The 12,595-nt window shown below is 66.4% G+C and carries 8 protein-coding genes; 4 read left to right on the top strand and 4 right to left on the bottom strand.

Annotated features, from left to right (window positions below; translation table 11 throughout):
- Positions 1 to 9: 9 nt before the first annotated feature.
- Together QRM89_RS17185 and QRM89_RS17180 are read right to left on the bottom strand one after the other, a co-directional pair.
- Entirely contained in the window at positions 10 to 2,757 is a 2,748-nt protein-coding gene (locus tag QRM89_RS17185; protein ID WP_285448554.1) for a S8 family serine peptidase, read from the bottom strand.
- A gap of 1,493 nt (positions 2,758 to 4,250) precedes the next feature.
- The gene (locus QRM89_RS17180; protein ID WP_115540293.1) at positions 4,251 to 4,832 is read right to left on the bottom strand and encodes a TetR family transcriptional regulator; all 582 of its coding nucleotides are present in this window, start codon (positions 4,830 to 4,832) and stop codon (positions 4,251 to 4,253) included.
- Positions 4,833 to 5,004: 172 nt separating this feature from the next.
- Here QRM89_RS17180 and QRM89_RS17175 point away from each other — a divergent pair, with 172 nt between their 5' ends.
- The 4 genes from QRM89_RS17175 to QRM89_RS17160 all read left to right on the top strand — a co-directional run bounded on the left by QRM89_RS17175 (position 5,005) and on the right by QRM89_RS17160 (position 8,858).
- Positions 5,005 to 6,099, top strand: coding sequence for an alkene reductase (locus QRM89_RS17175; protein WP_285448553.1), 1,095 nt, complete (start codon positions 5,005 to 5,007; stop codon positions 6,097 to 6,099).
- Between the two features lie 66 nt (positions 6,100 to 6,165).
- Positions 6,166 to 6,954: an SDR family oxidoreductase gene (locus tag QRM89_RS17170; protein WP_115004763.1), complete on the top strand. Its 789-nt coding sequence runs from the start codon at positions 6,166 to 6,168 to the stop codon at positions 6,952 to 6,954.
- A 36-nt stretch (positions 6,955 to 6,990) separates the two neighbouring features.
- A complete protein-coding gene (locus tag QRM89_RS17165) occupies positions 6,991 to 7,977 on the top strand; it encodes an MDR family oxidoreductase (RefSeq protein ID WP_042596113.1) in 987 nt (328 codons plus the stop codon).
- On the top strand, positions 7,974 to 8,858 hold the full coding sequence (locus QRM89_RS17160; RefSeq protein ID WP_285448552.1) for an alpha/beta hydrolase: 885 nt from the start codon (positions 7,974 to 7,976) through the stop codon (positions 8,856 to 8,858). Before QRM89_RS17165 ends, QRM89_RS17160 begins: the two co-directional genes overlap by 4 nt.
- Positions 8,859 to 9,065: 207 nt before the next feature.
- Here the strand turns inward: QRM89_RS17160 and QRM89_RS17155 are convergent, their stop codons facing one another.
- A complete protein-coding gene (locus QRM89_RS17155; protein WP_285448551.1) occupies positions 9,066 to 11,030 on the bottom strand; it encodes a beta-N-acetylglucosaminidase domain-containing protein in 1,965 nt (654 codons plus the stop codon).
- Positions 11,031 to 11,726: 696 nt separating this feature from the next.
- The gene (locus QRM89_RS17150) at positions 11,727 to 12,500 is read right to left on the bottom strand and encodes a DUF4440 domain-containing protein (RefSeq protein WP_285448550.1); all 774 of its coding nucleotides are present in this window, start codon (positions 12,498 to 12,500) and stop codon (positions 11,727 to 11,729) included.
- Between the last annotated feature and the right edge of the window lie 95 nt (positions 12,501 to 12,595).

Raw genomic sequence — 12,595 nt, 5'->3', positions numbered from 1 at the left:
CGGCGTGCCTCAGAACTGCCAGCGCAGGCCGACATTGGCATTGACGCTGCTGGCATCGGAACTGCCACGCTCGGCACCCACATTGCCGTACAGCGAGAACGTGTCGCTGACGCTGTAGCGCACGCCGACCGACGCACGCAGCGCTTCCTTGGAGAGCGGCTCACCGGCAACGGTGAACCGCGCCTCGGGCAGGCCGGTGAACCAGGCGGTGAAGTCGGCGCGGTTGTCGCCAAACAGCGAGCGATAGGCAACCAGGCCGTCGAAGCCCCACTTGCCATGCGCCAGGTGACCGCGCACGCCCACTTCGCCGTAACCGGCGCGCAGCGTGTCGCTGGCTGCGCTCAGGCCCAGGCCGGTGACCGATGCTTCGCTGAAGGCGTCCTGGGTCTGGCTGACCACACCGGCGGCCACGAACGGTGACAGCCCGGCGCGCGGCAACAAGCCCAGTTCGGTGCGCAGCGACCAGTTGGTGTCGTGGCGACGATCCTGCAGGCGCTCGCTGATGCTGCCGGCCTGCACGCTGCGTTCGGTTTCCACGCTGCCCATGCCGTATGAGCCAATCGCTGAGAGATATGCCATGCCGACCGGCTGATACAGGTAGGCAGTCATCGCGTAGCGGTCGGCGCGCAGGCGGCTGGCCGAGGCGCTGATGGTGCCGCGGTCTTCGCCCGAGGTGAGCGCTGCACCCACGATGGTGCCGGCGCCGCCCAGCGGCATGTCGAAGCCCACGGTGGTTGCGCGCTGGGTGTAATCGGCCGACGCGTAGCCGGCGCGGCTCAGGTCACCGTCGAGGTAGCTGCCCTGCATCCAGGTGGTCAGCGTGGTGGTGCTGGCCAGCAGCGGCAGGCGATCGGCCGCCACACGTGCATCGTTGAGCGCGGACTGGAACCCGAGCGTGCGTTCGATGCCGTGGACCTGGCCCACCAGCGTCGGCAGCGAGCTGGCAACCTGCGCATCGGTGGCCAGTAGCAGCGCACCGGTCGCGGTGATGACGCCGCCCAGGTTTGCGGTGTCGCCGGACGCCACGCGGGTATCCAGGGCTTTGACCAGGCTGTCGGCCTGACGGGCGCCGGCCACCACCGACTGCGACGCACCGGCAGCCTGTGCGCTGGCGGCAGCGGCATTGCGGGTGAGCGTGGCGGTGACGCTGGTCGGGTCATAGGCCAGCGCGGCGGTCCAGAAGAAGTTGTTGGCGTACTGCACGCGGTCGAAGGTGCCCTGCAGGGTGCCGGCACGAACGATGCGCTCGCTGCCGGCAACCGTGTAGCCCGCCGCTTCCGGCAGCAACAACAGGTTGCCTTTCAGGCTGGCCTGGCCGGTCACGGTCAGGCCCTTGCCCAGTTCGATCGCGGTGGTGCCGGTGCTGTTGACCAGGCTGTAGTTGCCGTTGATGGTGCCGCCGCGCGATTCGAACGTGGCCGAATTGAGCACCAGCACGTCGGAGCGCACGCTGCCCGACAGGGCCAGCACGCCGTCGCTGATGCTGGTGCCGCCGGCGTAGCTGTTGTTGCCGCTCAGGGTGAGTCTGCCGGCGCCGTTCTTGGTCAGGTTGCCGCTGCCGGAGATGTCGTTGCTGAAGGTGCTGTCGTAGCCGGAGGTCACGTTTGCCGCCCAGTTGCTGGCGAACTGGCCCGGGCCCTTGATCGCCTTGGCGGCATTGACCATGCCCCAACCGTACAACGCGTCGACGCCGGGATCGCCCAGGTCGGTGGCGGTGGTCAGCAGGGTCTGCTGCAGGTTGGAAGCGCTCATCCAGGGATACACGCCGAGTACCTGCGCGGCCACGCCGCTGACAGCGGCAGTGGAGAACGAGGTGCCGGCGATCTGGCCCTGCAACTCGGTGCCGGCCAGGGCCGGGGCGGCGTACATGCCCGGTGCCACCAGGCACCACTGCGCAGCGGACCCGCAATGATTGGAATAGCTGCTCAGCCCGGCCGGGTTGCCGGCGCTGTCGATCTCCACCGCGCCCACGGCCAGCCAGTTGTTGCGCAGGCTGGCTTCCTGCACCGGCGCTGCGGCCGGGTAGGAGGCTTCAGCGGCGCCATCGTTGCCGGTGGAGGCCACGATCAAGGCATCTGCCTGCACTAGCGGGGTCAGCGCGAAGCGCCAAGCCAGTGCCGCATTGGCGCTGCTGGCCGCATCGGCGTACGAGGCGCCGATCGACAGGTTGGCGATCCGGACACCGGCCGCAGCCATGTCCACTGCGGCGCGACGCGCCTGCTGGGTGCCACAGGAATTCTCGGCGCAGATGCGGCCGTAGATCAGGTCGGCATCTGGCGCGACACCGCCAGCGAAGCCGTCCTGCGCCGAACCCAGCACCAGTGCAGACACCACGCTGCCGTGGCCCCGCAACCGATTGGACGTGGATTCCGCTGCGCCGGGGACGGCGGTGTAATCGGTAAACGCGTCGACCTTGCCAGCGACCGGCGCGTAGGTCTGCACCAGGTTGTCGTCCATCACGCCGATCTTGACGCCTTGGCCTCTGGCACCGGCCTGCTGGGCCAGATCCGCATTGGTGGGCACCAGCAGATTGCTGGCCAGGCCCTGGTAGCGCGGGGGGGCGACCGGCACCGGTGCAGTTTTCGGCAGCGGATCGGCAGTCGGGGTGGGGGCGGGGGCCGGGTTCGTGATCGGCGCCGGCACCACCGTGGTGGTCGGTGGCGGGTCGTTGCGGACATTGCCGCCACCACCGCCGCCGCCACAGGCAGTCAGGACAAGGCAGGAGGAGATCGTCGTTGCGAGGAGCGAGCGTTTCATTGGTGGTCTGATTCCTGTCATGGCGCGCCGCTTAGCCGCTTCACATCAACGTCTGGCGCAGTGGACCTGCGCCGACCCAGACCGGCGCAAGAGTTTATTCACGTGTTATTGACATTTAATTTGCTGGCGAATCCATCCCCATGGATGTCGTCGCAAATCGCAACCGAGGGGCTGTTTTGTAGCGCCGCCTCAATTGCCTGATGGTTTAACGGCGATGGGTGGAACTTCTAAAACAGGATTGGACAGCCAGTATTCAGAAGAAACCCTTCAATAGGATTTATTGATTCAAGCAATAGCCGAAATGGTTTAAGGCTATTCCCTACAAGCTGTACGCTTGCGTCCGTTTATTCTTCGCGGCGAAACAGCGAGCATCCTAAATGCGATCGAAGTCGCATGGCATCAGGGAAGACGATCGTAGATGTAGGCAATTCACCTACCACGCAGCGGTAGATAACGAACTCAACCAGTAAAGACGGACGCTACTGTAGTTAGCGGACTCTAGCTTACGCACTACCCGAATCGAGTGTGGCTCTGGGCGTGCGCACATGCAGGGCTGCTCGCGGTTTATTTTCGGAAATAAACTGGCCTAACTCGTGCACATCGATCTAGCGAAATTAGAGGTCGATAAGGCGCCTTGTTATATGGGTTGTTTTAAAGCATTTGGAAGGCGGTTATATCGAGCTGCCCAAGGAGCGCTTGGCCGAAGACGCTGACTCACCAATTTAATCAGCGCCCTTATTGATCGCGATCTAGTGAAAATGCCTGGCGCTGACAATTCGGGAAATGTGCTCGACGCACAGGACGATCCGGTTTTTCAGCAGGATTTCTGCGGATTTCGAGCTTGGATGCCGTACGCATGCGAACGCGCCGCAGCCTCGCAAATGCGCGTTTGAATGACGACGATTGCAGACGCCCTCGACCGTCACCATTCTCTGGCTGAGTACGCCATTTGAATAAAGCGTCCACCGACGTGTCCTTCTGCGGCACGCATCGCGCGATGTATATGCCAGGACCCGGGCTATTTCAGTTTGGTTCCCGCAATGCATAGCGGCCTTTACTGGAATCCGGAGCGGCGTCTGCCTGGTGGCGTCTGCGTTACGGCGAACCAGCAGCTGCATTCGCCCAGGCAGTGACGGGCAGCAGCGCCGGCACGCCTCGGATTCCCGCTCAGCGGGGCTCTCGGCGGAGCTTCCGTCCGAACACAGGTCCGTTCAGCGCCGTTCAGCTGATTCCCACTGCCTGAGCGGCGCGCACCACGTGCAGACGGACGCAAGCCAGCTATCCAGCCAGGTGCACGGTCCACGCTGTCTGCATCTCAGTGCTGCGGCAGCCAAGTGGCGGGGTGACGTCGGTTCACCAAAGGCAGCGGGCGAGGGACGCCGCTGACGCAGGCAGGCCACTGCATGGCGATCTCGGTCATCAGCACGGCCGTCGCAGCGGATCGCGGCGTCTCAGCCGGGCCCGACCGTGTCACTGTCGCTAACGCGCGCCCGTTACCTGGCCGGCTGCGCGGGAAGGGCAGCCAGGATCTTCCCGCGGCAGACCTCCAGGATCTCGTCTGCCAGTGGTGAATCGTCCGGGCAGGCGCGCGAGAGCACCACCGCGCCGATCGCGTGGGCCAACCGGTCGATGGTGTCGGCACGCACCTGCTGCCGTTGCGCAGCGTCGCGCGCGTCATCGGCGTTGGCCAGCGTGTCCAGCAACGTGCTGATGCCGCTGGCGAATTCGGCCTTGATGGCCTCGGGTTGCCGCGCGGCGTCGCCACAGAGCGCGGCCATGGTGCAGCCGCGTGCACGGCCATCGCGGTGCTTGCGCGAGACGTAATCGCTGAGAAATTCGGCAACATCCACCGCATCGGAGGCGGCAGCGGTCTTGGAAAAACCCAGTGCGGCCGTCTCAGCCATTAGGTCCGCCTTGGAGCGGAAGTGCTTGTAGAAGCCGCCATGGGTGAAGCCGGCCGCGGCCATCAGTTCGGCCACGCCTACGCCGTCGTAGCCGCGCTCGCGAAACAGCGCAGCCGCGGTCTCGACGATATGTGCCCGGTTCTCCTGTGCCTGTGCCTTGGTGACTTTCATGGGCAACTCCCGCTGCTGACTGGTGGCCAGTATGCATTGATGTCACCCATCATCAAAGTGTTGACAAGATAGATTATGTTCGACATCATTAATCCATCGCCGGATGAGGCTGCCCCTGGCACCGCATCCAGCACCGATTGCAGTGCCATCCCTTTTTGACCGGACCTCGCCAATGACCGACACGCCCCTGTTCCAGCCGTACACCCTCGGCACCCTGACGCTCGCCAACCGGGTAGTGATGGCGCCGCTGACGCGCAACCGCGCGGTCGCCGGCGGCGTGCCCAGCCCGTTTGCGGCCAGCTATTACGCGCAGCGTGCTTCCGCCGGCCTGCTGATCTCCGAAGGCAGCCAGATCTCGCAGCAGGGGCAGGGCTACCAGGACACGCCTGGCATCTATTCGCAGGCGCAGATCGATGGCTGGCGCGTGGTGACCGACGCCGTGCACGCCAAGGGCGGGCGCATCTTCCTGCAGCTCTGGCACGTGGGCCGGGTGTCGCACGTGGATTTGCAGCAGGACGGTGCCACGCCGGTTGCGCCGTCGGCGCTACCGGCGCAGGCCAAGGTGTTCGTCAACAACGGCTTCGCCGATACCTCGGTGCCGCGCGCACTCGCGCTCGACGAACTGCCCGGCATCACAGACAGCTTCCGCCAGGGCGCGGCAAATGCCATCGCGGCCGGCTTCGACGGCGTGGAGATTCACGCCGCCAACGGCTATCTGCTGGACCAGTTCCTGAAAGACGGCGCCAACGTGCGCACCGATGCGTACGGCGGCTCGGTCGAGAACCGGGCGCGTTTCGTGCTGGAGGTGACCCGGGCCGTGGTCGAGGAGATCGGCGCAGCACGCACCGGCATCCGCATCTCGCCGGTGTCGCCTGCCAGCGGCATTTCCGGCACTGACCCGCAGCCGCAGTTCGATTATCTCGTCGAGCAGCTCGACACGCTCGGCATCGTCTATCTGCACGTCGTGGAAGGTGCCACCGGTGGCCCGCGCGATGTGGCGCCGTTCGACTACAGCGCCTTGCGCCGCCGTTTCAAAAACACCTACCTCGCCAACAACGGCTACGACCTGGAGTTTGCGAGCGCGCGCCTTGCCAGCCATGAGGCCGATCTGATCGCCTTCGGCCGCCCCTTCATCGGCAACCCGGACCTGGTGCAGCGCCTGCGCACCGGCGCGCCACTGGCCGCGTTCGACCCGGCCAACCTGTACGGCGGTGGCGCTGCCGGCTACAGCGATTACCCCACCCTGGACGGCAGCACCGCGTCCTGACCCGCAGGTGCTGCGTGCGCGTGCACGCGGTACACGCTCTCCGCACTCCACTCCTCCGAGACCCACATGACCACACTTTCGACTGTCCTCATCACCGGCGCATCGACCGGCATTGGCGCGACCTATGCCGAGCGTTTTGCGCAGCGCGGCCACAACCTGGTGCTGGTGGCACGCGACAAGACGCGTCTGCAAGCCCTTGCCGAGCGCCTGCAGCAGGCGCATGGCGTCAACGTCGACGTACTGCCTGCAGACCTCACCGAGCGCGCCGATCTGGCCGCCGTGGAAGCACGCCTGCGTACGGATACCAGCATCGGCATCCTCATCAATAATGCCGGCATCGCGCAGAGCGGTGGCTTCGTTGACCAGGACGTCGACACCATCGAGCGGCTGATCACGCTCAACATCACTGCACTGACCCGCCTGGCACACGCCATCGCGCCGCGGCTGGCGCAGGCAGGCGAGGGTGCCATCGTCAATATCGGTTCGGTCGTCGGTCTGGCACCGGAATACAGCATGTCCGTTTATGGCGCGAGCAAGGCCTTCGTGCTGTTCCTGTCGCAAGGCTTGCATGTGGAACTCGGCGCCAAGGGCGTGTACGTGCAGGCCGTGCTGCCGGCGACCACGCGTACCGAAATCTGGGAACGGATCGGCGTCAATGTCGACAGCCTGCCCGAAGTGATGGAAGTGGGCGAGCTGGTGGACGCGGCATTGGTCGGCTATGACCGTCGCGAACTGGTGACCATTCCGCCGCTGCATGTGGCCGCACGCTGGGATGCGCTGGACGGCGCGCGCCAGGGCCTGCTCTCGGATCTGCGCCAGGCACACGCCGCCGAGCGTTACCGCACCGCGTCCTGACGCGTATACCCGCCACTGCCATCGGATCCGCCACTCATGACGTTCAACGCACTGCTGGCCACGCAGACCAGCGATCGCATCGCCACCGACGTCGTGCAACTGGAGGAAGGCCAGCTGATGGCAGGCAATGTCACCGTCGCAGTCGAGTACTCGACGGTGAATTACAAGGATGCGCTCGCGGTCACTGGCCGCGGGCCGATCATCCGCCAGTTCCCGCTGATTCCGGGCATCGACTTTTCCGGCGTGGTGGTGGCGTCCTCGCACCCACGTGTTGCCGAAGGCGACCGCGTGGTCGCCACAGGGTGGGGGCTGAGCCAGACCCACCACGGCGGCTTTTCGCAGCGCGCACGCGTGGATGGCGATTGGCTGGTCACACTTCCAGACACCCTCTCGACCCGGCAGGCCATGGCGATCGGCACGGCCGGATTGACTGCCATGCTCTCGGTGCTCGCACTGGAGCAGGGCGGGCTGACACCAGAGCGCGGCGATATCCTCGTGACCGGCGCCAACGGCGGCGCAGGCTCGATCGCCATCGCGCTGCTGTCCGCGCTTGGCTATCGGGTGATCGCCGCCACCGGCCGCATGCAACAGGCTGACTACCTACACCGGCTGGGCGCGGCCGAGATCATCGATCGCGCGGCGCTTTCCACCCCAGGCGCCACCATTGCCCGCGAACGCTGGGCAGGCGCCATCGATGCGGTCGGCAGCCACACCCTGGCGAACGTGCTGGCACAGACCCGCTACCGCGGCGTGGTCGCAGCGTTTGGGCTGGCACAGGGCGCCGATCTCTCTGCCTCGGTGCTGCCTTTCATCCTGCGCAACGTCACCCTGGCCGGCATCGATTCGGTCAATGCCCCGCACGCGCTGCGGCAGACCGCGTGGTCGCGCCTGGCGCGTGATCTCGATCCAGACACACTCGCGCACACCGTGCGCGTCATCGGACTGGCAGACGTCACCCAGGTGGCCGAAGACCTCCTCGCAGGCCGCGTGCAAGGCCGCACCGTCGTGGACGTCAACGCATGAACATTGCAGCGCACCGTGCCCAGCCCGGCGAACCCTCGGCGGCGCCGAGCCTGCGCTACCGCGAGACCCCCAACCGCGCGATCGTGGTCGACGGCACCGTCTTTGCCTATCGCGACCTCGGTCCCTGCGGCGGCGTGCCGGTGCTGGTGCTCAACTACTGGGGCGGCACGCTCGACGACATGGATCCTTCCATCGTCGATGGCCTGGCGCAGAGCCGCCGCGTCATCGTCGCCGACTACCGCGGCATCGGTGGCTCGGGCGGCACCGCGCCGCTGACGATCGCCGCCATGGCGCACGACATGATCGCGCTGATGGGCAGCCTGGGCATCGCACAGGTGGATCTGCTCGGCACCTCGTTCGGCGGTTTCGTGGCGCAGGACATCGTGCGGCAGGCGCCGCAGTGTGTGCGCAAGCTCATCCTGGCCAGCAGCGGCCCGGCCGGCGGCGCGGGGATCGACAAGGTGGGCGCAATCAGCCTGCCGCAGATTCTCAAGGGTGCGTTGACGCGCCGCGACCCGAAGTACTTCCTGTTTTTCACCGCCAGCCAGCGCGGGCGGCACGCCGCAACCGCATTCCTGGATCGCCTCGCCGAGCGCACGCAGCACCGCGACAAACCGCTCAGCCCCCGCGCGTTCTGGCGGCAACTGCAGGTGATCAAGGCATGGGCGCGGCAACCCGCGCAAGACCTCACCCGCTTCACCATGCCGGTGCTCATCACCGCCGGCGATCACGACCGCCTGGTGCCGCCCGTGCACAGCGCAGCGCTGGCCAGGCGCATTCCCCACGCGCAGCTGATCGTCTACCAGGACGCCGGCCACGGCGCGGCATTCCAGTACCACGCCGCGTTCGTCGCGAGCTTGCTGGCGTTTTTGGATCAGTGAGCGGCGCGCTGCGGCCTCTCGGCGCGGTCGCAACTGCAATCGCGCACGCGTTGGCTGCGCGCCACGACAGGTAAAGCCGAACGGAAGGCCTCAGGCGTGCAGGTACCGATCAAGCAGCGCGACGGCGATCGCCCATCACGCGCAACGCTGATGCAAGCACGATGGGCGCTGCCATCACCGCAGCGCCTGCAACACGCCACCGTGCGATTACTCCTGCGCAGCTGGCACGTACACCAAGCCAGGGGCGTCCTTGACGAAGCTGTCCAACACGCCGTCTGCCACCTTTACCGGGCCGGCGAAACGGGTGGCGCCGGGGATGGACTGGATGGCGGCCGCCTGTTCGGCAAGTTGCTTGGCCGCATCGAACTGCTTGGTGGCTGCTTGCGGGTTGGCAGCGAGCGCAGCTGAGACACCGTCGACACTGCGGCGCAATGACTGGCCCCACAACTGCGCTGCGGTGAGCCACGGGTCGGCCTCGCGGACGAAGGCCTGAGTGGTGCTGCCGGCGCGAATCTGCGCCGGCGCGGCCGCCAGTGCATCGGCGGCGTTGCCGAGTGCGTGCAGTGCCGGGGTGATGGCAGCCTGGTCGCCGCTGGCTAGCGCATCACGTGCATCATCGACCAGTGCCTTGAGGCGCGGCGCCTGCGGTTGCCAGGGTAGGTGGCCAAAGGTCGGGGCAACGTGCTGGGTGTCGAAGAAGGTCAGCAAGGCCTGGGTCACCAGCGGGTCGTTGCCGGCCAGATCGCGCGCGGCGTAACGCCAGGTGCGTTGCGCGTCATAACCAACATCGTTCCAGGCGAAGGCGAGCAAGCCCGCCACCGCCGGCCGGCTGGCCACTTCCTGATTCATCGGGTTGGAGACGATACCGCTCAGCTCCGCCGACAGCCCTGCCTGGCGGCGGTCGTACGGGGCCAGTAGCAGGCGCCCGGTGGTTTCGGCGAAATCGTTGACCGGGTAGTTGTCCCACAGCAGCGTCTTGCGGCCGAAGGCCTTGGTCGCGTTGCGCGCGTCGGTCACCGAGATGGAGGCGGGCACCACGTCGGTGCCGGTCCATTGAATCACCACGCGCGGATCCAGCGCCTTGTGCAGCGTGGTCTTGTACGGCGACACGGTGGCGTTGAAGTATTCGGTGGGCACCATGATCAGCGAGCCGTGGCCGGCCGCGGCAATATCTGCCTGCACGGCGTTGAGCAACTTAGCCTGCGCGGTGGCCGCGGCCTGTTCGCCAGACGGGCCGAAGGCGGCTTCGTCGGCCTTGCAGTTCCATTTGGTGTATTCGATATCGTCGAAGGCGACATAGAAACTGCGCACGCCGCGCTTGCGCAATGCGCTGAACTTGCGGCGGATGGCGTCCAGCTCGGCCGGATCGCTGTAGCAGACCGACGGGCCCGGCGAGAGCGCATAGACGAAGTTGATGTGCTCTCGGTTGGCAACTTCCACCACCTTGCCCAGCGCCTTGAGCGTGGCTGCGGGGTAGGGCTCGCGCCAGCGCTCACGGGCGAACACGTCGTCCTTGGGGCTGTAGATATAGGTGTTGGCCTTGAAGCGGGCGAGGAAAGCGAGGTGGTCCTCGCGCTCGGCCATGCTCCAGGGCTTGCCGTAGAAGCCCTCGATCGAGCCGCGCACCGGCATGGCCGGCGCATCGGTGATGGCCACCGACGGTATCTGCCCGGCGGTGACCAATTGCCGAAAGGTCTGCGCCGCGTGGTACAGGCCATCGCTGTCCTTGCCGGCCAGCACGATGGTGGCGCCGGTGCCGCTGGCGCGGCTGCTCAGTGCATAGGCTTCGTCACGCTCGGGCAGTGCCGCGCCGGTCTGTTCCAGTGCGCTGCGCACGCTGGCGGTCTCGCTCAGGCCCAGCACCACCTGCACGGTGCCTGGCTCGCTGGCGGGTGTGGTGGCGACACGGATCTTGCGTACGCCGGCGGTGGCAAGCACCTTGCGTACCAAAGCTTCGGAGGCCGCGTCGGTGCCTTTCGGGCGCACCAGCACCACCGACGTGCCCAAGCTCAGCTCCGGCCCGAGCAAGCGCAACGACGTGGGCGCCGGAAAGACCGCCGGCGCAGTCGCCGGCGTGGCGGACTCGGCAGCAGCGGCGCCGGGGAGCACGGCAGCGGCCAGCGCTGCGGCGGTCAGCACGGCTTCAATACGAAACGATCGGCGGTGTCGCATCAAAGATCTCCATGCCAAATTGGTATTTGATTTATCTTGGATGGTATCTACCAATGCAGGGCAAGTCGAGGCATGGCTGCAGTGGGGCGGCAACCACGCACAACCGGCGCGCGCGACGCTGCCGGCGCGCCCGGTTAGACCACCGCAACGCCTGGTGCGCTGGCCGGCATTGAAAGATGCAGTGACCCAATGCGGTCCTATGCTTCGCTCCCGCCCGACGCCGTGTGCCGGTGCAGGTCCCCATGACGGATGTGACGCGACACGATGCTTGCCAGGGAAGAGTCACGATGGTCCGCGTAAAAACCGATGTTGTCTTGCTGCAGGCCCTGGGTGGGCGCTGTTTCTGGCGATCGCATATGTGGCCCGGCCCAGCGAAGACAGCTTGCCGGAATTGCTGCAGTTTGCCGGCGTGGTCGCGATGAGCATCTGCGGGCTGCTTGGCAGCCTGGCGTTGCGCTTCAGCGGCGGGCGCGGCCTGTGCATGGCCGATCGCGGCCGCGTTCAAGGCAGTCATCAACAGTGCTACCCGAACCATCATCAGATGCCTGCTCCCTCAATAGATGAGGGGCTAGACGTGCAGGGACGGGGCTCGAAGCGATCCATGACCTGCAGTCGCCGGGGCGGCCGAATGGTCGTGGTAGAGGATGAGCGGAATGGTGGGGTTGCCGCTGCGCGGGCGTGGCTGCACCGCTGCGGCTAGGGCTCGCGCACTGCGCGGTCGCTGACCTCGCCGTGCTCGTAGGCAGCCAGCGCGACGATTGCGCCGGCTGCATCGGCTTCGAAGTCAAAGCGCAGGTCGCGTTCCATCGCGAAGAAGCGGGTCGTCGATTCCGGATACAAGGTGGCGACAAAGCTGCCGGCGGTGAGCCGCAGATGGTCCCCATCGGCCACGACCACGATGCTGCCGATGCGTGCAGAACGATACTGGCCGGCGTAGCGTGCCAGCACTGCAGCGGGGAGGGCGAGGGTGCGTGCTGGCGGCGTGTACGGTGCCGGGCCATGTGCGTAGCTGAGCACGCGATGCATGCGCCATTGCCCGCCATCGGCGATCCACACGGTGGTGAAGGATGCCTGGCCATCCAGCGACTCTGGCGCGCCGGCCCGCTGCACGTAAAAGCGATGCTGGCCTGATAACAGTGCAAAGCCGCGGCTGAGCGGGTGGAACGCCAGGCTGGTGTCGATCGCTTCGCGGCGCAACCGCATGTTGGCATCGGCGCAGGGGCCTTTGCGCAGCGATTCGAGCAACCCGTCGCGTGTCCGGGTCAGCCCGGTTTTGTCGTGATAGAACTCCACGTCCGCGCTCAACAGCTTGCCGGCGGCAGGCAGGTCGCACGCGTTATAGGCCTTCCAGAAAGCGGCATCGGCGGCGCGTACGGCCACCTCTTCATCCTGGGTGGCGGCGGTGGCGACAGGTGCCAGGGCGACCAGCACGGAGGCCGCGAGTGTGGTCCGGACCGATATCAGCGGCATGCGTGACTCCTGATGCGGCTGCATCGATCAGCGAGGCTAGGCCATCGCGCCTGCGCGACGCGCCGCCCGGAAGTCACCGTGCCGATCGGCGTGGG

The sequence above is a fragment of the Xanthomonas sp. LMC-A-07 genome (assembly GCF_030208825.1).
Taxonomy (GTDB): Bacteria; Pseudomonadota; Gammaproteobacteria; order Xanthomonadales; family Xanthomonadaceae; genus Xanthomonas; species Xanthomonas campestris.
This window is presented reverse-complemented; position numbering and strand designations above follow the sequence as displayed.

Excerpts from the sequence above, each read along its gene's own strand:
- QRM89_RS17175 (WP_285448553.1), top strand. The coding sequence starts at position 5,005 with ATGACCGACACGCCCCTGTTCCAGCCGTACACCCTCGGCACCCTGACG.
- QRM89_RS17165 (WP_042596113.1), top strand. The coding sequence starts at position 6,991 with ATGACGTTCAACGCACTGCTGGCCACGCAGACCAGCGATCGCATCGCC.
- QRM89_RS17155 (WP_285448551.1), bottom strand. The coding sequence starts at position 11,030 with ATGCGACACCGCCGATCGTTTCGTATTGAAGCCGTGCTGACCGCCGCA.
- QRM89_RS17150 (WP_285448550.1), bottom strand. The coding sequence starts at position 12,500 with ATGCCGCTGATATCGGTCCGGACCACACTCGCGGCCTCCGTGCTGGTC.
- QRM89_RS17180 (WP_115540293.1), bottom strand. The coding sequence starts at position 4,832 with ATGAAAGTCACCAAGGCACAGGCACAGGAGAACCGGGCACATATCGTC.
- QRM89_RS17170 (WP_115004763.1), top strand. The coding sequence starts at position 6,166 with ATGACCACACTTTCGACTGTCCTCATCACCGGCGCATCGACCGGCATT.
- QRM89_RS17185 (WP_285448554.1), bottom strand. The coding sequence starts at position 2,757 with ATGAAACGCTCGCTCCTCGCAACGACGATCTCCTCCTGCCTTGTCCTG.
- QRM89_RS17160 (WP_285448552.1), top strand. The coding sequence starts at position 7,974 with ATGAACATTGCAGCGCACCGTGCCCAGCCCGGCGAACCCTCGGCGGCG.